At 67.4% G+C, this 18,049-nt stretch carries 17 protein-coding genes; 11 read left to right on the top strand and 6 right to left on the bottom strand.

Annotation, left to right across the window (positions count from 1 at the left end; all coding sequences use genetic code 11):
• Positions 1–39: 39 nt before the first annotated feature.
• A complete protein-coding gene (locus HN018_RS09055; RefSeq protein WP_171835873.1) occupies positions 40–354 on the top strand; it encodes a hypothetical protein in 315 nt (104 codons plus the stop codon).
• A gap of 7 nt (positions 355–361) precedes the next feature.
• Here the strand turns inward: HN018_RS09055 and HN018_RS09060 are convergent, their stop codons facing one another.
• The 6 genes from HN018_RS09060 to HN018_RS09085 form a co-directional block, all read right to left on the bottom strand.
• A complete protein-coding gene (locus HN018_RS09060; RefSeq protein WP_171835872.1) occupies positions 362–802 on the bottom strand; it encodes a DUF2934 domain-containing protein in 441 nt (146 codons plus the stop codon).
• A 262-nt stretch (positions 803–1,064) separates the two neighbouring features.
• Entirely contained in the window at positions 1,065–2,408 is a 1,344-nt protein-coding gene (locus HN018_RS09065) for an ABC transporter ATP-binding protein (RefSeq protein WP_408886771.1), read from the bottom strand.
• Between the two features lie 10 nt (positions 2,409–2,418).
• Positions 2,419–4,149 (bottom strand): ABC transporter permease, encoded by a 1,731-nt coding sequence (locus HN018_RS09070; protein ID WP_408886791.1) that lies wholly within the window; start codon positions 4,147–4,149, stop codon positions 2,419–2,421.
• Positions 4,150–4,240: 91 nt separating this feature from the next.
• Positions 4,241–4,720, bottom strand: coding sequence for a dUTP diphosphatase (dut, locus tag HN018_RS09075; protein WP_171835870.1), 480 nt, complete (start codon positions 4,718–4,720; stop codon positions 4,241–4,243).
• Positions 4,717–5,985 carry a bifunctional phosphopantothenoylcysteine decarboxylase/phosphopantothenate--cysteine ligase CoaBC gene (gene coaBC / locus HN018_RS09080; protein ID WP_239479162.1) on the bottom strand — a complete coding sequence of 423 codons (1,269 nt, stop codon included), beginning with the start codon at positions 5,983–5,985 and terminating at the stop codon, positions 4,717–4,719. The genes dut and coaBC overlap by 4 nt, the downstream gene beginning before the upstream one ends.
• On the bottom strand, positions 5,982–6,752 hold the full coding sequence (locus HN018_RS09085) for a class I SAM-dependent methyltransferase (RefSeq protein ID WP_171835869.1): 771 nt from the start codon (positions 6,750–6,752) through the stop codon (positions 5,982–5,984). The genes coaBC and HN018_RS09085 overlap by 4 nt, the downstream gene beginning before the upstream one ends.
• A 29-nt stretch (positions 6,753–6,781) precedes the next feature.
• Here HN018_RS09085 and mutM point away from each other — a divergent pair, with 29 nt between their 5' ends.
• From mutM to HN018_RS09135, 10 genes are all read left to right on the top strand, one after another.
• Entirely contained in the window at positions 6,782–7,630 is an 849-nt protein-coding gene (mutM, locus tag HN018_RS09090) for a bifunctional DNA-formamidopyrimidine glycosylase/DNA-(apurinic or apyrimidinic site) lyase (RefSeq protein ID WP_171835868.1), read from the top strand.
• A gap of 162 nt (positions 7,631–7,792) precedes the next feature.
• On the top strand, positions 7,793–8,065 hold the full coding sequence (gene rpsT / locus HN018_RS09095; RefSeq protein WP_171835867.1) for a 30S ribosomal protein S20: 273 nt from the start codon (positions 7,793–7,795) through the stop codon (positions 8,063–8,065).
• 462 nt (positions 8,066–8,527) lie between these two features.
• Positions 8,528–10,006 (top strand): chromosomal replication initiator protein DnaA, encoded by a 1,479-nt coding sequence (gene dnaA / locus HN018_RS09100; protein WP_171836024.1) that lies wholly within the window; start codon positions 8,528–8,530, stop codon positions 10,004–10,006.
• Positions 10,007–10,120: 114 nt separating this feature from the next.
• Positions 10,121–11,245 (top strand): DNA polymerase III subunit beta, encoded by a 1,125-nt coding sequence (dnaN, locus tag HN018_RS09105; RefSeq protein WP_171835866.1) that lies wholly within the window; start codon positions 10,121–10,123, stop codon positions 11,243–11,245.
• 9 nt (positions 11,246–11,254) lie between these two features.
• Positions 11,255–12,439, top strand: coding sequence for a DNA replication/repair protein RecF (gene recF, locus HN018_RS09110; protein WP_171836023.1), 1,185 nt, complete (start codon positions 11,255–11,257; stop codon positions 12,437–12,439).
• Positions 12,440–12,482: 43 nt separating this feature from the next.
• Positions 12,483–14,966: a DNA topoisomerase (ATP-hydrolyzing) subunit B gene (gene gyrB / locus HN018_RS09115; RefSeq protein WP_171835865.1), complete on the top strand. Its 2,484-nt coding sequence runs from the start codon at positions 12,483–12,485 to the stop codon at positions 14,964–14,966.
• 46 nt (positions 14,967–15,012) lie between these two features.
• Positions 15,013–15,951, top strand: coding sequence for a DMT family transporter (locus tag HN018_RS09120; protein WP_204259710.1), 939 nt, complete (start codon positions 15,013–15,015; stop codon positions 15,949–15,951).
• Positions 15,952–15,964: 13 nt separating this feature from the next.
• On the top strand, positions 15,965–17,425 hold the full coding sequence (locus HN018_RS09125) for an LLM class flavin-dependent oxidoreductase (RefSeq protein WP_204259711.1): 1,461 nt from the start codon (positions 15,965–15,967) through the stop codon (positions 17,423–17,425).
• A 61-nt stretch (positions 17,426–17,486) separates the two neighbouring features.
• Positions 17,487–17,726 (top strand): transcriptional regulator, encoded by a 240-nt coding sequence (locus HN018_RS09130; protein WP_171835863.1) that lies wholly within the window; start codon positions 17,487–17,489, stop codon positions 17,724–17,726.
• Positions 17,723–18,049, top strand: a complete 327-nt coding sequence (locus HN018_RS09135) for an NIPSNAP family protein (RefSeq protein ID WP_171835862.1) — start codon at positions 17,723–17,725, stop codon at positions 18,047–18,049. Before HN018_RS09130 ends, HN018_RS09135 begins: the two co-directional genes overlap by 4 nt.

An 18,049-nucleotide genomic window follows, 5' to 3' on the forward strand; every position in this document is an offset into this window, starting at 1 on the left:
CCGGCCGTTCGCCAGGGTTAGCAGGACAGGAGCAGAACCTTGGTTTTCGATCGCAACCCCCCGCGGGCCCATCGTCGCCTGGCGAGCCTCGCACTGCTGGTGGCGGCGATGGCACCGGCGGCGAACGGGCACGCGCTTGCCCAGATCGCCGCGTCGCCGTCTGTCCGGGCCGCTCCGGCCCAGACCGAGCAGCCCGGGCACCGGGTGATTCCATCGACCGGCGTCATCGTCCCCCGGGCGACGGTCGATCCCGGGATGAAGGTGAAGGCGCCGAGGATGCCGGCACAGAGCACGCCGGTCATCCACCCCGACCAGACGCCGCCGCGCGACGGAAGCGTGGTCGTCCCGCGCTAGGACCGGGTCAGCTCTTGGCCGTCGGCTTGCGCGCCCGGCTGGCCCGCGCCGGCTTGGCCGCAGGAGCATTGGCCGGCGCATCGGCCGCGAGGCCAGCCGCGCCGGTCTCGTGATCCTCGGCAAGCTTCGCACGCGCTTCCGGCCGGGACATCGGCGTGGGCTGGGCTTCGCCCTGATCGGCGAAACGCCCGGGAAACTCGCCGAGATTTTCCTGCAGGAACGCCTCCTCGACCGGCTCGGTACGGTTCGGATCGGCACCCGGCAGCGTGGCGGGATTGGGCAACTGCCCGAACCCGGCACTGCCTTCCATGCCGATCAATTCGCTAGCGCGTTCCCAGTATTCGGCATGGCGTCCGTGCGGGCTGCCGTCGGCTTCCCAGAGGTGGTACGCGCGCTCCTTGATCCGTGCGTCCCGTGCGGGGTCGTTCTCGAGCGGGTTGTCGGACATTCGATCTTTCCTCCGAAAAAGCGGCTCACGCCGGGGCCTTAGCGTCTTATAACCGAGACGGTTTCGCCTGCATCGCTTGTTGAGGATAGCGGGCCCCACGGCAATAGGGTCATTGGACTTTACAATGACCCCGGCGCGTTCCGCCTCCGACCGATCCAGGCAGGCCTGGACCGGGGAGCGCGCCCAGGATCGGACGTCCTGCAGTCAATCGACCGGCCGGCTGGACAAGCCGCCAACCCGGTCGCGCTCGCCGATGCAGACCTCAGTCGTCGTCCTCATCCAGGAAGAACTGGTCCGCTTCCTCGTCGAAATCGAACAGCTCGGCATAGCGGCCCCAGCTGATCACCGTCTGCAGTGTCTGCCGGGCATAATCCGGCGACATGTGGTCCTCGAGTTCATCGCGGAACCGCTCTGCGCGGGCCCGGTGGTTCCAGCGCTCGTCCAGCACCTGGCGGATCGCCGTCACCACCGGCAGGTTCTTCATCAGGCTGGTGCCGAGGATCTGCTTGCGCTCGTCGAGGTCGCCCTGGACGAAGCGCAACCCGTCCGGGGTCATGCGGATGTCGCCCTCCTCGAGCTCGGCGAATTTCAGCATCTGCAGGCTCTCGCCGAGCGGCAGAAGCTCGTCCAGTTCGAGTTGCAGCGCGCCGGCCAGCAGCGGCAGGTCGGCGCGCCCGCGATAGGGCTGCTCGGCCAGCGTCTCCATCAGTCCCGCCATCAGGTTCATCGGCAGGTCGGGCAGGGACTGGCTGAACGGCGCCGCGGTCGCCTTCGCATCGGCGGCAAGGTTCACCGGTGGCGGCGTCTCGCGCCGGGTCATCAACCCATAGATGCGATCGACGAACTGCCGGAACGCCGGGTCGTGGCGGTTGCGCGGATGCGGGAACGGCACCATCAGCTCGTGCGCGACACGGCCCGGGTTGGACGAGAACACCAGGATGCGGTCGCACATGAGGACGCTCTCCTCGATATTGTGCGTGACGATCAGCATCGCCTTCACCGGCAGCTTCTTCTCGGACCAGAGCTCGATCAGGTCGGTCCGCAGGTTCTCGGCGGTCAGTACGTCGAGTGCCGAGAACGGCTCGTCCATCAGCAGCAGGTCGGGGTGCACCACGAGTGCGCGGGCCAGGCCGACGCGCTGGCGCATGCCGCCGGACAGCTCCTTGGGATAGGCGTTCTCGTAGCCGCCGAGCCCGATCAGGTCGATCGCCTCCTCGGCCAGCCGTTCCCGCTCGGCACGGTGCACGCCCTTGGCCTCGAGACCGAGCTCGACGTTCGCCTGCACGGTCAGCCACGGGAACAAGGCAAAGCTCTGGAACACCATGGCGACGCCGGGTGCCGGTCCGCGCAAGGGCCGGCCGCGCCAGAGCACCTCGCCGGAGGTGGGGGTCAGCAGGCCCGACACGATCCGCAGCAGCGTCGACTTGCCCGACCCGGATCGGCCGAGCAGTCCGACGATCTCGCCCGAGGTGAGGGTGAGGTCGACATCCTCCAGCACCACCAGGTCGGCGCTGCTTTCCTTGTGGTACGCCTGCCGGCAGTGACGCACGCTGATCAGTTGTTCGTTCATCGCCGCAACCGGCGTGACAGGCGCGATCGTATCCATCGGCGGATCCTCAGGAGAAGGTGAGGCGTCGGTTGGCGAACGAATACATCGGGCGCCACACCAGCCGGTTGAACAGGATCACGAAGAACGCCATCGCCACCATGCCGAGCCCGACCTTGGCAGTGGCACCGGCCGCTGTCGCCTGAAAGATGTAGCTGCCGAGACCCGATGCGGTCAGCGTCGTGTTGCCCCAGGTGGCGACCTCCGAGGCGATCGCCGCGTTCCAGGCGCCGCCCGAGGCAGTCAATGCGCCGGTGACGTAATAGGGGAAGATGCCGGGCAGCATCACCCGCACCCACCAGCGCCAGCCGCCGATCTGGAAGTTGCGGGCCGCTTCGAGCAGGTCGCCGGGGAAGGCGGCGGTGCCGGCGATCACGTTGAACAGGATGTACCACTGGGTGCCCAGGATCATCAGCGGGGTCAGCCAGATGTTGCTGCTGAGATGGTAGTGGACGATCGCCACGACGAAGATCGGGTAGAACAGGTTCGCCGGGAACGCCGCCATGAACTGCGCCACCGGCTGCGCACGCGCCGCCCAGACCGGGCGCAGCCCGAGCCAGACGCCGATCGGAACCCAAACGATGGTCGCTAGCAGGATCATCGTGACGACCCGGATCATGGTGTAGATGCCGAGCAGCATGACATGGCCGATCTCCGGCCAGCTCAGGTTGGCGTAGGCATAGATCCCGACCTGCCAGGCGGCGACCACGGCGACGAAGCCGAGCAGGCTGAACCACAGGCTGTCCCCGATCCGCCGCGAGACCAGGCGGCGCTTGATCGCCGACGGGCGCCGGCCGAGCGGCAGCCCGCCGACCGAGGTCAGCATGTCGCTGAACAGCCGGCTGGTCTGGTTCAGCAGGCGGGTCCGGCGCAGCAGGCGCAGCACCCACGGATCGCCGGCCACGGCGCCGGGGGTGGTTTCGAGGCGGAAGCGCGCGGACCACGCGACCAGTGGCCGGAACAGCAACTGGTCGTAGAGCAGGATCACCACGAGCATGGTCAAGATCGCCTCGAACACCGCGACGATGTTGCGATGCGCGACCGCGCTGGCGATGAACGAGCCGATGCCGGGGAGGGCGACGCTGGTGTTGCCGACCGAGAACGCCTCGGAGGCCACGATAAAGAACCACCCGCCGGACATCGACATCATGGTGTTCCAGACCAGCCCTGGCATCGCATAGGGCACTTCGAGCCGCCAGAAGCGCTGCCATGCCGACAATCCGAAGCCGCGCGACACTTCCTCGAGGTCGGCGGGAACGGTCTTCAGCGACTGGTACATGCTGAACGCCATGTTCCAGGCCTGGCTGGTGAAGATCGTGAAGATGACGGCGAGCTCCGCGCCGAGCACCCGGCCCGGAAACAGGCTCATGAAGAACACGTAGGTAAAGGTCAGGAAGCCGAGGATCGGCACCGACTGCAGGATGTCCAGGATCGGCACCAGCAGCGCGCCGGCGCGCCGGCTCTTGGCGGCCCAGACCGGGTAGGTGAAGGTGAACAGCAGCGATGCGACCAGGGCGGCGAACATCCGCAGCGTGGTGCGAACCGCGTAGCCCGGCAGGTACGCCGCATTCAGGTGGATGGTGCTGGCGTCCGGCGCGGGCAGCGGCCCGAGCGTATGGCGGGCCACGCTGCCGATCGCCGTCGCCAGGCCGAGCATCACCAGGATGGCGACGAAATCGAACAGGTTGGGCTTGGTTTCGATGGAGGCGTTGGCGGGAACCCGCATCGCGGCGAAGCGCATCGGCAACATCGGGGGGCTCCGCCTCAGTCCATCATGCCCGGGCCTTTAGCGCACCTCGAAAGCCGCCGCCAGACGGCTGGCCCGTGACACTTCACGATGCCGACGCAGGGGCCGCCTTGTGCCCGGTGCTGCCGAAGCCGCCGGCGCCGCGATCGGTATCGTCCAGCGTCGCGACCTCGTTCCATTCGGCCCGCAGCACCGGCGCCAGCACCGCCTGGGCGATCCGCATGCCGCGCTCGATCAGGAACGGCTCGGTGCCGCCGTTCATGACGATGACCTGCAGCTCGCCGCGATAATCCTCGTCGATCGTGCCGGGGGCATTCGGCAGCAGGATGCCATGCTTCAGCGCAAGCCCCGACCTCGGCCGGATCTGCAGCTCGTGGCCGGGTGGCAGCGCGATGGCGAGACCGGTGGGCACCAGCACCCGTGCCCCGGGCGCAAGCGTGATCGCCTCCGCCACCGCGGCAAGCAGGTCCATGCCTGCGGCACCCGCGGTCGCGTAGGCCGGCAGTGGCAGGCCTTCCGAATGAGGCAGGCGCCGGACCTGGACGGAGCGGACGGGTGCGGTCATGGACTGTTCCGGATCAGACTGTGGGGGGCGAGATGGGCTGCAATGCGGGCTGCCAACCGGTCGGCGACCTCCCGCTTGTCCAGGCTGGGCCAGGCTTCCGTGCCGTCCGCGGTGACCAGATGCACCTGGTTGCGATCGCCGCCCATCACCCCGGGCGACCCGTCGCCCGGAAGCGACACGTCGTTGGCGACGATCCAGTCGCAGCCCTTGCGCCGGCGCTTGTCGGCGGCATTGGCGAGCAGGTCCTCGGTCTCGGCGGCGAACCCGATGACCAGGGCGGGCCGCCTCGGGCCCGGCGCGGACAGGCTGGCCAGGATGTCGGGATTGACGGTGAGGGAGAGAGGCGCGGCCGGCTGGCCGGGCCGCTTCTTGAGCTTGGCCGTACCCGGGTGGGTGACGCGCCAGTCACCGACGGCGGCGGCCAGCACCGCGATATCGGCGGGCAGGGCGGCCTCGCAGGCGGCCAGCATGTCGGAAGCGGTCTCGACCGGCACGAGCGCCACGCCCGGCGGCGCCGGCAGCGAGACCGGACCGCTCACCAGCGTCACCCCGGCACCCCGCGCGGAGAGGGCGGCCGCGATCGCGTAGCCCTGGCGGCCCGAACTGCGGTTGGCGATGTAGCGCACCGGGTCGATCGGTTCGTGCGTGGGGCCGGCCGTGACCAGCGCGTGCCGGCCTGCAAGATCCTGGGGAACCGGTTCGCGCGCCAGCAGGGAAGCGATCGTCGCGAGGATCACCGGAGGCTCGGCGAGCCGGCCGGGGCCGAACTCGTTGCAGGCCATGATCCCGTCATCCGGCCCGACCACGTGGATGCCGCGATCGCGCAGCGTCGCCATGTTGGCGCGCGTCGCCGCATGCTGCCACATCCGCACGTTCATCGCGGGCGCCACCAGCACCGGCGTGTCGGTGGCCAGCAGCAGCGTGGTGGCGATGTCGGAGGCCAGCCCCTGTGCCATCCGCGCGAGAATATCGGCCGATGCCGGACAGACCACGACGAGGTCGGCGGACCGCGACAAGGCGATATGGCCCATCTCGCTCTCGTCGGTGAGCGACCACAGGGTGGTATGGACCGGCTCGCCGCTGAGCGCCTGCAGGCTGAGCGGCGTCACGAACTGCGCGCCGCCTTCGGTCAGGACGCAGCGGACGCCGCAACCGGCCTGGGTCAGCAGCCGGATCAGCTCCAGCGACTTGTAGGCAGCGATGCCGCCACTGACGATCAGCAGGACCCGCTTGCCGTGCAGCGTGGCGAGGTCCGTTCGCGTCAAAGCCGCCAGCCGGAGTGGATGGCGGCAATGCCTCCCGACAGGTTCCGCACGGCCACGCGGCGCAAACCGGCATCGCGCATCATCTGGGCCAGGGTTTCCTGGTCCGGGAACTGCCGGATGCTCTCGGCCAGGTACTGGTAGCTGGCGGAGTCGCCGGCGATCGCCTGGCCCAGGCGCGGCAGCACCCCGAACGACCAGGCATCGTAGATCGGCGCCAGCGCGGCGACCTGCACGCGCGAGAACTCCAGGCACAGGAAGCGGCCGCCCGGCTTCAGCACCCGCCTTGCCTCCGACAGTACCGCCGCCTTGTCGGTGCAGTTGCGCAGCCCGAAGGCGATCGAAACGCGTTCGACGCTGCGGTCGGGCAGGGGCAGGTGCTCGGCGTCGGCGACCAGGAACCGCAGCCGGTTGACCAGCGCACGGTCGATCGCGCGGGTGTGTCCGACGGCGAGCATGCTGGCGTTGATGTCCGACAGGATCGCCGGACCGCCGCCGGCGCGCAGCCAGCCGAAGCTGATGTCGCCGGTGCCGCCGGCGAGGTCGAGCAGCGACAGATGCGGGCGCGGGCCCAGCGCCTGGATGAAATTTCGCTTCCAGACGCGATGGATGCCGAGCGACATCACGTCGTTCATGATGTCGTATCTCGGCGCCACGCTATCGAACACGGCGCGGACCATCGGCTTCTTCTCGGCGAGGCCGACGCTGCGGAACCCGAAATCGGTGGTTCGCGGAGAGGATGCGGGGTCGCTGCTCATATTGTCGCTCATGGGGTGTGGCTATAGCCTGTTCGGCACCCATGCCGGAACTCCCAGAAGTCGAAACCGTGATGCGCGGGATGCGTGCGCATCTCGAAGGTCACACCATCATCCGGGCAGAGATGCACCGGCCGGATCTGCGCTGGCCGATGCCCGCCGGGCTGGCCGCACGGCTGCGCGGTGCGCGGGTCGAGAGCTTCAGGCGCCGCGCGAAATACATCCTGATGCGGCTGGATGGCGGCGACAGCATGCTGCTGCATCTCGGCATGTCCGGACGGGTCAACCTCACCAGGCTCGATCCGGCATTGCCGGTGACGGTCGGCCGGCATGAGCATGTCGTGATCGAAACCGACGAGGGTTGCCGGTTCGGACTGGTCGATCCACGCCGGTTCGGGGCGATCGACCTGGTGCGGACCACGGCCGAGGATGCGCACCGGCTGCTGGCCGGGCTGGGACCGGAACCGCTCGACCGGACCTTCACGTCGAAGGTGCTGCAGCAGGCGCTGGCTGGGCGGCGCACGCCCCTCAAGACCGCCCTGCTCGACCAGCGGCTCGTCGCCGGACTCGGCAACATCTATGTGTGCGAGGCCCTGTACCGGTCCCGGCTGTCGCCGGTGCGGGAGGCCGGGACGGTCACGCCGGCCGAGGCGGGCCGGCTGGTGAAGGCGATCAAGGCCGTCCTGTCGGAAGCGATCGCGGCAGGCGGTTCCAGCCTGCGCGACTACGTCCAGCCGGATGGCGAGCTCGGCTATTTCCAGCATGCCTGGCGGGTCTATGGCCGGGAGGGGGAGCCTTGCCCTGACTGTCCGGGCGAGCCGGACTGCAACGGGATCCAGCGCATCGTCCAGGCCGGCCGGAGCAGCTTCTTCTGTCCCATACTTCAAAATTGAGACGTACTCTCGTTTCGTGCTCCCCCTGGTGCGGCCACGGTTACTTGACTTCTTTGGAGATCGTGGCCTAGAAAGCCGACCCTTCGCCGGGTTGTTCTTCCGGGGCCCCTGCCTCGAATGCGCATTCCCGGCTCACAGACGCGACGAACTGAACAGAGATCCATGGCGAACACCGCATCGGCGCGTAAGCGCATCCGTCAGAACGTAGTCCGCAGCGCGCGCAACGCGGCCCGCAAGTCGCGGATGCGCACCTTCGTCAAGAAGGTCGAGACTGCGATCTCGTCCGGCGACAAGGAGCAGGCAGTCGCTGCCCTTCGCGCAGCGCAGCCCGAAATGCAGCGCGCGGTCGGCAAGGGTGTGGCCCACGCCAACACCATCAGCCGCAAGATCTCGCGCCTGTCCGCTCGCATCAAGTCGATCGCGACAGCAGCCTGAGTTTTATTGTCGGAACCGTTCGGTAGCGCGCTTCCACACGAGTTCCCGACAATATTCGATTTTTACGGGCCGGCCGCGAAAGCGTCCGGCCCGTATTCGTTGCAGCACCTTTCAGCGACGCACCGGATAGTGATGGATTTGGCAAGCCTGTTTTCTTGACCAAGCAGAGTTTTTTTGACCGGCATTTTTAAATCAGATTCCCGTTGCCACCCTCCGCGGTGCGAGCCTAATGTAAATTACGGTCAGCGATCCTGATCACCCGCTGCAGCAGACGGCAATCCCTCGTAGCTTTGCGTTCGAAATCACCGCGCCCGCGGCTGGGATCGTATTGTCTGCAGTTTCGAGGCTGGTTGTTGCAGACAGGGGTGTTCGCGATTGTCGACGGAGACGGGGTGGGTGAGCGTGACGTCCAGTAGCTATGATCGAAGTGCTCCGGAAGCGCAGGCGTTGACCGAAACGATGATGGAGACGGCCGTTAACGTTCCCTACCTGACAGCCTCGTCGGAAGCCTCCTCGGACGGTGATCAGCGGCACCCGCTATCCGACAATTGGGCGCGTATTTGCGGGCGCCTGCAGACCGAGGTGGGCGAGGTCGAATATCGCACCTGGCTACGCCAGATGACCCTCGGCCCGGTCGATCACGACGAGATCACCCTCTATCTGCCGACCCGGTTCCTGCGTGACTGGGTGCGCAGCCAGTACGGCGATCGCCTCGGCACCATGTGGAACGGCGAGATCGCCGAGATCCGGCGGGTCGAGCTGATGCTGGCGCCGGACGCCCGTGCCAACCCGCCGATGCCGGTCGCCCCCGCGATGTCTCCTGTCCTCGGCGCCCCGGTGGCGCCCGTGGCCGCCATGCGTGCCGTGGCCGCTGCAGCCCCGGCGGTGGCCGAGCCGCGCGGCGACCTGGCGGCCCCGCTCGACCCGCGTTTCTCGTTCGAGGCGTTCGTGGTCGGCAAGCCGAACGAGTTCGCCTACGCCTGCGCACGCCGCGTGGCCGAGCGTCCATCCAGCCCCGGGTTCAACCCGCTGTTCCTGTATGGCGGCGTCGGCCTCGGCAAGACGCACCTGATGCATGCGATCGGCCTCGAACTGACCCGTCCGGCACGGCCGCAAGGCGCGGTCTCGGTCGCCTACATGTCGGCCGAGAAGTTCATGTATCGCTTCATCGCCGCGATCCGCTCGCAATCCACGATGGAGTTCAAGGAGCAGCTCCGCTCGGTCGACGTGCTGATGATCGACGACCTGCAGTTCCTGATCGGCAAGGACAACACCCAGGAAGAGTTCTTCCACACCTTCAATGCGCTGGTGGATGCCGGCAAGCAGATCGTGGTGTCGGCCGACAAGTCGCCGTCGGACCTGTCGGGCCTCGAGGACAGGCTGCGCACGCGGCTCGGCTGCGGCATGGTGGCCGACCTGCACGCGACCACGTTCGAGCTGCGCATCTCGATCCTGGAGGCCAAGGCCCTGGCATCCGGCGTCGCCGTGCCGCCGAAGGTGCTGGAATTCCTGGCGCACAAGATCACCACCAACGTTCGCGAACTCGAGGGCGCGCTGAACCGGATGATCGCCCACGCCAACCTGTTCGGCCGCTCGGTAACGCTCGATGCGACCCAGGAAGTGCTGCACGACATCCTGAAGGCGCATGACCGGCGCGTCACCATCGAGGAAATCCAGCGCAAGGTTTCCGAGCATTGGAACATCCGGCTGACCGACATGTCCTCGGCCCGGCGGGCGCGGGCAGTGGCGCGGCCGAGGCAGGTGGCCATGTACCTGGCCAAGCAGCTGACCAGCCGGTCGCTGCCGGAAATCGGCCGGAAATTCGGCAATCGCGATCATACCACCGTCATGCATGCGGTCAGCCGGGTGACCGAGCTGATGGAACGCGACACCGCCTTCGCCGAGGATGTCGAGCTGCTGCGTCGCATGCTGGAGAGCTGAGAAGCCGAACCGCCTCGCGGTGGCTGCCCAGGCTGGCACTCCGCGGATTGGACTGCTAGACCCGTTGTCCGTTTGCGATCCCGCTTTGACGCTTTATCCGGCGAGACCAGTCCCATGAAGTTCAAGGCCGATCGTGCGACGCTGCTGAAGGCACTCGCCCACATCCAGAGTGTGGCGGAGAAGCGAAACACCATCCCGATCCTGGCGAACGTGCTGATCGCGGTGCAGGGCGGGAAGCTCACCCTGACCGCGACCGACATGGAGATCGCCATCGTCGAGGAGGTGGCCGCCACCTCCAGCCGGGACGGATCCACCACCGCACCGGCGTCGGTTCTGTTCGAGATCGTACGCAAGCTGCCGGACGGTGCCGAGGTCGAGCTCGACCAGGCAGGCGGCGATGCGCCGTTGGCACTCCGGGCCGGGCGCTACGCCACCAGCCTGAACGTGCTGGGGGTGGATGATTTCCCCTCGATGACCGCCGGCACCCTGCCGCACCGCTTCATGATCGGTTCCGGCGTGCTGCGCGGCCTGATCGACCGCAGCCGTTTCGCGATCAGCACCGAGGAAACGCGCTACTACCTGAACGGCATCTACCTGCATCCGGCCAAGGGCGACACCGGCGACATGCTGCGCGCGGTAGCGACGGACGGCCATCGCCTGGCACGGGTCGAAACCGAGCTGCCGGCAGGGGCTGCCGGGATGCCCGGCGTGATCGTGCCGCGCAAGACCGTCGGCGAAGTGCGCAAGCTGCTCGACGAAGCCGGCGAGCAGGTCGAGATCGCGCTGTCCGACACCCGCATCCAGTTCACCATCGGCACCGTCATGCTGACCAGCAAGCTGATCGACGGCACCTTCCCGGAATACGAGCGGGTGATCCCGCGCGACAACGACAAGATCCTGCGCGTCGGCAAGAAGGATTTCTCCGATGCGGTCGCACGCGTCTCGGCGATCAGCCAGGAGCGCTCGCGCCCGGTGAAGCTCACCCTCGAGCGGCACCTGCTGACGCTCTCCGCTGCCAGTGCCGACCAGGGCACCGCCAAGGAGGAGCTCGACGAGGGCCGCGTCAGCTACGATTCCGGCCCGATCGAAATCGGCTTCCAGGCGCGCTACCTGAACGACATCACCGACCAGATCGAGAAGGACGTCGAGTTCGCCTTCTCGGACAGTGCGGCGCCGACCGTGGTGCGTGACGTGGATAGCCCGTCGGCGCTCTACGTGCTGATGCCGATGCGGGTCTAGGACCGAACCATCGAGGCAGATACGGACGCCGGGCCGCAGGACGCGTCGCGCCTGGTCCGGCTGGTCCTGACCGATTTCAGGAACTACGAGAGCCTGGCCTGGACCGTCGAGGGCCGGATCAGCCTGATCACCGGCCCGAACGGCAGCGGCAAGACCAACCTGCTGGAAGCGATCTCCCTGCTGGTGCCCGGGCGCGGCTTGCGCGGCGCCAGGATGGCCGATCTGCCCCGGCATGGGGCGGTGCATTGGGCAGTGGCCGCCAAACTCCATTCCGCCGGCGAAGCGCTCGAGATCGGCACCGGAACCGTGCCCGACAGCCAGGCCGGCCGGCGCGTATTCCGCCTGGACGGACAGCCCGTCCGGAACCGCAACGAGATCGCCCAGCGGCTTTCGGCGGTCTGGCTCACCCCGCAGATGGACCGGTTGTTCATCGAGGGCGCCTCGGGGCGCCGCCGCTTCCTCGACCGGCTGGTGCTGGCCCTGGAGCCGGGGCACGCCCGCGAGGTGGCGGCCCATGACGAGGCGATGCAGGGACGCAACCGGCTGCTGTCGTCCGGTCGCGCCGATGCGAGCTGGATCGGCGGGCTCGAACTGTCGATGGCGCGCCATGCCGTGGCCGCCGCGGCGGCCCGGCGCGCGCTGGTCGGGCGGCTGAACGCCCGGGCCGCGGGCCGGGAGGGCGATCCTGGCGGCAACGGATTTCCGGCGGCGCGGCTGATGCTGGCCTGCCCGATCGCCGAGCGGCTGGCACATGAGCCCGCGCTGGCCGTGGAGGATTGGCTGCGCATGACGCTTGCGGCCGCGAGGAGCGCCGACGCGCGCACCGGCGGCGCGTCGCTGGGCGCCCACAAGGCGGATCTGCTGCTGTCGGACATCGAGACCGGGCAGCAGGCCAGCACGGCCAGCACCGGGCAGCAGAAGGCGCTGCTGCTGGGCGTGGTGCTGGCACATGCGGCACTGATCGGCAGCCTGCGCGGCGACGCCCCGCTGCTGCTGCTCGACGAGCCGCTGGTGCATTTGGACGCGACCCGCCGGAACGCGCTGTTCGAGGCCCTCGCCGGCCTCTCGTCGCACGTGCTGATGACCGGGACCGATCTGGAACCGTTCCGTCCGCTGGAGGGCCTCGCCAGCCCTGTCGGCGCGCTGCAGGGACGCCTGCTGAACGCTGGTTCCGAGGCCTGGAAAAGCCTATAGTCGGTACACAAGATTCCCGACCGTTCTGGAGAACCCAACCGGCATGTCCGAAAACGCCGTTCCCGCCAATGTGCCTGATTCCGACACGCCGATTGCCGATCAGGCTACCCATGAGCTTCCTCCGGGCGGTGATTACGATGCAGCCTCGATCTCGGTTCTGAAAGGCCTGGACGCGGTCCGTAAACGTCCGGGAATGTATATCGGCGATACCGACGACGGATCCGGCCTGCATCACATGGCATTCGAGATCATCGACAACGCCGTCGACGAGGCCCAGGCCGGTCACGCCACGATCTGCAGCGTCGTGCTGAACGGCGACGGCAGCGTCACCGTGCGGGACAATGGGCGCGGCATCCCGACCGACATGCACATCGAGGAAGGCATCAGCGCCGCGGAAGTGGTGCTGACCCGGCTGCATGCCGGCGGCAAGTTCAACCAGAACAGCTACAAGGTCTCCGGCGGCCTGCACGGCGTCGGCGCGGCGGTGGTGAACGCCCTGTCCGAGACCATGGAAGTGCGGATCTGGCGCCAGGGGCTGGAGCACGTGATCCGGTTCCGGCACGGCGATGCGGTCGAGCCGCTGTCGATCGTCGGGCCGAGCGACGAGCCGCGTGGCACCCAGGTCACCTTCAAGCCGAGCGCCAAGACCTTCGCCCGCACCGACTTCGAGTTCCCGATCCTCGAGCGGCGCCTGCGCGAGCTCGCGTTCCTGAACTCCGGCCTCGAGATCAACCTGCGCGACGAGCGCCATGCGCCGGTGCAGGAACAGCATTTCCGCTACGAGGGCGGCCTGATCGCGTTCGTCCAGTGGCTGGACCGCGGCAAGATCGCCGTCGTTCCGGACCCGATCACCGCCGACGGCGCCGATGACGCGAACGGCGTGAAGGTCGAGTTCGCGCTGACATGGAACGACAGTTTCCATGAAACCATGCTGTGCTTCACCAACAATATCCCGCAGCGCGACGGCGGCTCGCACCTGGCCGGTTTCCGGCAGGCGCTGACGCGCGTGGTCGGCAAATATGCCGAGAGCATCGGCAAGAAGGACGCGCTGGCCTTGTCCGGCGAGGACATGCGCGAGGGCCTGACGGCGGTGCTGTCGGTCAAGGTGCCGGATCCGAAATTCTCCAGCCAGACCAAGGACAAGCTGGTCAGCTCGGAAGTCCAGCCGGTCGTGCACGCGGCGGTGGCCGATGCGATCTCGCATTGGTTCGAGACCCACCCGAAGGAAGCCCGCAGCATCGTCGCCAAGGTGATGGATGCGGCGGCGGCCCGCGAGGCGGCCCGACGGGCCCGCGAACTGACCCGTCGCAAGGGCGTGCTGGATATCTCGTCGCTGCCGGGGAAGCTCGCCGACTGCCAGGAGCGCGATGCAGCCAAGGCGGAAATATTCCTGGTCGAGGGAGATTCCGCCGGCGGCACCGCCAAGCAGGGTCGCGACCGGAAGTTCCAGGCGATCCTGCCCCTGAAAGGCAAGATCCTGAACGTCGAGCGGGCCCGCTTCGATCGCATGCTGGGTTCTGCCGAAATCGGCACGCTGATCACCGCACTCGGGACCGGTATCGGGCGCGGCGAGCCGGAGCAGGGCGGCTTCGCGATCAACAAGCTGCGCTACCATCGCATCGTCATCATGACGGACGCCGATGTGGATGGATCGCACATTCGCACGCTGCTGCTGACGTTCTTTTTCCGGCAGATGCCGGAGCTGATCGATCGCGGGCATCTGTATATCGCGCAGCCGCCGCTCTATCGCGCCAAGCGCGGCAACGACGAGCGGTATCTCAAAGACGACGCCGCACTCGAGCAGTATCTGCTCGACAAGGCGCTCAACAATGCGCAGCTGACCTATGCCGACGGCCGCAAGCTGGCCGGCAGCGATCTCGCGGCGGAAACGGTCTGGCTGCGCGAGGCGACGCGGGCGCTGCGCCGGCTGAGCGTGAAGGCGCCGGTCTGGATCCTCGAGCAGGCGGCGATCTCCGGCGCGCTGACCGGCGACGTGGCACGTTCGCAGTCGCGGGCCCAGGCCCTGGCCGCACGCCTCGACGCGGCATCGCCGGTGTCCGAGCGCGGCTGGAAAGTCTCGGCCGACCAGGACGGGCTGCAGTTCGGCCGCACCGTGCGCGGCGTGGGCGAGCTCTACCGGCTCGACCCGGTGACGCTGCGCAGTGCCGACGTGCTGTGGGCGGCCGAGCATGCCGAACTGCTGGAGAAGGATTTCGGCACCGAGGCGACGCTGACGCTCGACGGGAACATGCATGCGATGCCGGGTCCGGCGTCCGCCTACGAGCGCATCCTGACCCAGGGCCGCAAGGGCCTGGCGATCAACCGGTTCAAGGGCCTCGGCGAGATGAACGCCGATCAGCTCTGGACCACGACGCTCGACCCCGCCGTACGCACGCTGCTGCAGGTGCGGGTGGGCGACATCGAGAATGCGGCCCAAGTGTTCTCGACGCTGATGGGCGACGTGGTCGAGCCACGCCGCGACTTCATCGTCGGCAACGCGCTGAAAGTGGCCAACCTCGACGTCTGATCGCTGCCGACACGGTTTCCTCTGGTTCCATCGCAAGGCAGTCGGCATGGATGTTTCGGGCAGTACGGCAGGCGCTTCCCTCGATCCATCAAGCCGGGTGGCGCGTGGAGTGCTGCTGGCGTTCATCGCATTCGTTGCCTACTCGCTCAGCGACGCCTCGGTGAAGCTGCTCGCCGGATCGATCCCGGCGTTCGAACTGGTGTTCCTCGGCGCGGCGCTCGGGCTGCTGGCCGTGCCGATGGTCAAGGGCGCCGACGAACGCTGGAGCGACCTGCTCCGCTGCAGGAGCCGCCTGATGTGGTGCCTGCGCGCGGTGGCGGCCGTTGCCGGTTCGGTATTCTCCGTCATCGCCTTCACCATGCTCTCGATGGCCGAGGCGATGGCGCTGCTGTTCCTGATGCCGGCGTTCGTGACGATCCTGTCGGTGATCTTCCTCAAGGAGCCGGTCGGCTGGCGGCGCTGGTCTGCCGTTCTGGTCGGCTTCCTCGGCGTGCTGATCGTGCTTCGCCCGGGCCTGCAGCCGTTCACCATGGGTCATCTCGCCGCTATCCTCGGCGCACTGGCGGGGGCGGTCACCATCGTCATCCTGCGGGCACTCGGACCGACCGAGAAGCGCATCTCGCTGTATGGCGCCGGACTGATCGGGCCGATCGTCGCGAGCTTCCTGTTCGCGGCGCCGCATCTGGTCATGCCGACACCGCGCCAATGGATCTTCGTGCTCGGCTACGGGCTGCTCGCGGCGGCGGGAAACATTCTGCTGCAGCTCGCATCCGAGCATGCTCCGGCGAGCCAGGTGGCGCCCGCGCAATACAGCCAGATGCTATGGGCGGTGGCGCTCGATGCCCTGCTGTTCGGCATCGGCATCGACCTGCCGATGATCCTCGGTTCCATCGTGATCATCGGCGCCGGGCTGTTCACCTTCGAGCGCGAGCGGATCCGCAAACCTCGCTGGTGGAACCGCCACCCACTCATCCGCGCGCGCTAGATCCGGCCCGGGCATGCACATCATGCGCAAGCTGCTGCACGTCAACCTGTTCGAGATGAACTGCGTCAGCCACATCATGCACGGGATGTGGGTGCATCCCGACAATAACCGGCACCGGTTCAACGACCTCGATTTCTGGACCGAGACCGCGCAGATCGCCGAACACGGCACGCTGGATGCGGTTTTCCTCGCCGACGTCATCGGCACCTACGACCGCTTCCGCGACGGTCCGGAAACCGCCCTGCGCGAAGCGATGCAGATCCCGTCGAACGATCCGCTGCTGGTGATCCCGGCGATGGCGGCGGTGACGTGCCATCTCGGTTTCGGCGCCACCTTTTCCACCACCTACGAACCGCCGTTCGCGTTCGCGCGGCGCATGTCGACGCTCGACCACCTCACCAAGGGGCGGGTGGGGTGGAACATCGTCACGTCCTATCTGCCCAACGCGGCCCGCAATTTCGGGCATCCGGACGAGGTGCCGCACGATCATCGCTACGAGATCGCCGACGAATATCTCGACGTGCTCTACAAGCTCTGGGAAGGCTCCTGGGACGACGATGCGGTCGTCCAGGATCGCGAGCGTCGCATCTACACCGACCCGTCCAAGGTTCGCTACATCGACCATGTCGGGGAGCATTACCAGGTCGCCGGCCCGCATCTGTGCCAGCCGTCGCCGCAGCGGACGCCGTTGCTGTTCCAGGCCTCCGGGTCCCCGGCCGGGCTCGAGTTCGCGGCGCGCCATGCCGAGGTGCTGTTCATCGGCGGCCATACCCAGGACGATGTCCGCCGCAACATCGCCCGCGTTCGCGAGCGGGTGGTGGCGCACGGGCGCAAGCCGGACGCGGTCAGGTTCCTGGTCATGGCCGGGATCATCGTCGGCCGTACCGACGTGGAGGTAGCGACCAAACTGGAGAGCTATCGCCGCCTGGTCAGCGCCGAGGGCGCACTGGCGCACTCGCTGGCCGCGGTCGACCTGCCCTCGTTTCCGCATCACCTGCTGATCGGCACGCTGATCGACCAGGGCGTGCCATTGGCGGACACGTTGCTGCGCCGGTTCCGTCGCGAACAGACGGTGGGCGAGGCCCTGGCGCAGATGGCCAGCCTGCACGAGGACCGGTTCTTCGTCGCGGGCACGCCGGATGTGATCGCCGACCGGATCGAGATCTGGCTCGACCAGGACGGCATCGACGGCATCAACCTGCGCCAGTACCTGTCGTTCGAGACGATGCGGGATTTCGTCGAGCTGGTGGTTCCGGAACTGCGCCGTCGCGGCCGGTACCGCACCTCGTACACCGACGGCGAGACGCTGCGCGAGCGCATGTTCGGGACCGGGCAGCCGCGCCTGCCGGCGGAGCATTTTGGTGCCCGCTACCGGGACCCCGGCCTGCTCCAGGCTCCCGCCGACCGGTTGCGTTTTGCAGGCCCGGCGACGGCTGATCGGGCAAAACAGCTTGGCACATCCAGTCCCCCATGATAGGGGCGATATCATCTGATTGGATTATCGATCTGCTTTGTTGGATGACGGGACGAGCATCATGACGGCGGGCCAACTCAGGGCGGCCCGCGCGCTCATAAGGTGGACGGCACAGGAATTGGCCGACGCGTCGAGCGTCGGCGTCGCCACAATTCGGCGTGCGGAGCTGAAGGACGGACCAATCGGAATGACAGCTCCGAATATCGCGGCTATTAAACGTGCGTTCGGCGAGATGAATGTCGAATTCACCGCCGAGAATGGCCGTGGTGCCGGTGTTCGCCTCGGAAAGACCAATTCATGATCTACGAACAGCGCATCTACCACGCCATGCCGGGCCGCCTGCCGGATATTCTGGCACGCTTCAAGGACGTGACGCTGCCGATCTGGGAGCGCTATGAAATCCGCCAGGCCGGGTTCTGGACCGTGCTGGTGGGCGAAGACAACCATGACCTCATCTACCTGTTGGCCTGGGAATCGATGGCGGAGCGGGAACAGAAATGGACCGTTTTCTCGACCGATCCGGAATGGCTGCAAAAGCGTGCGGACTTCGACCGGAACGGCCCTATCATCAGTTCGGTCAGCAATACATTCCTGCAACCTACCTCGTTTTCTTCGGTGATCTAG

The organism is Lichenicola cladoniae (genome assembly GCF_013201075.1).
Lineage (GTDB): Bacteria > Pseudomonadota > Alphaproteobacteria > Acetobacterales > Acetobacteraceae > Lichenicola > Lichenicola cladoniae.

Bases quoted from the DNA above. Each gene is read 5' to 3' on its own strand.
- HN018_RS09060 (WP_171835872.1), bottom strand. From the start codon at position 802: ATGTCCGACAACCCGCTCGAGAACGACCCCGCACGGGACGCACGGATC.
- HN018_RS09085 (WP_171835869.1), bottom strand. From the start codon at position 6,752: ATGAGCGACAATATGAGCAGCGACCCCGCATCCTCTCCGCGAACCACC.
- dnaA (WP_171836024.1), top strand. From the start codon at position 8,528: ATGGAGACGGCCGTTAACGTTCCCTACCTGACAGCCTCGTCGGAAGCC.
- rpsT (WP_171835867.1), top strand. From the start codon at position 7,793: ATGGCGAACACCGCATCGGCGCGTAAGCGCATCCGTCAGAACGTAGTC.
- HN018_RS09130 (WP_171835863.1), top strand. From the start codon at position 17,487: ATGACGGCGGGCCAACTCAGGGCGGCCCGCGCGCTCATAAGGTGGACG.
- gyrB (WP_171835865.1), top strand. From the start codon at position 12,483: ATGTCCGAAAACGCCGTTCCCGCCAATGTGCCTGATTCCGACACGCCG.
- dut (WP_171835870.1), bottom strand. From the start codon at position 4,720: ATGACCGCACCCGTCCGCTCCGTCCAGGTCCGGCGCCTGCCTCATTCG.
- HN018_RS09120 (WP_204259710.1), top strand. From the start codon at position 15,013: ATGGATGTTTCGGGCAGTACGGCAGGCGCTTCCCTCGATCCATCAAGC.
- mutM (WP_171835868.1), top strand. From the start codon at position 6,782: ATGCCGGAACTCCCAGAAGTCGAAACCGTGATGCGCGGGATGCGTGCG.
- HN018_RS09070 (WP_408886791.1), bottom strand. From the start codon at position 4,149: ATGCGCTTCGCCGCGATGCGGGTTCCCGCCAACGCCTCCATCGAAACC.
- HN018_RS09125 (WP_204259711.1), top strand. From the start codon at position 15,965: ATGCACATCATGCGCAAGCTGCTGCACGTCAACCTGTTCGAGATGAAC.
- dnaN (WP_171835866.1), top strand. From the start codon at position 10,121: ATGAAGTTCAAGGCCGATCGTGCGACGCTGCTGAAGGCACTCGCCCAC.
- HN018_RS09065 (WP_408886771.1), bottom strand. From the start codon at position 2,408: ATGGATACGATCGCGCCTGTCACGCCGGTTGCGGCGATGAACGAACAA.
- HN018_RS09135 (WP_171835862.1), top strand. From the start codon at position 17,723: ATGATCTACGAACAGCGCATCTACCACGCCATGCCGGGCCGCCTGCCG.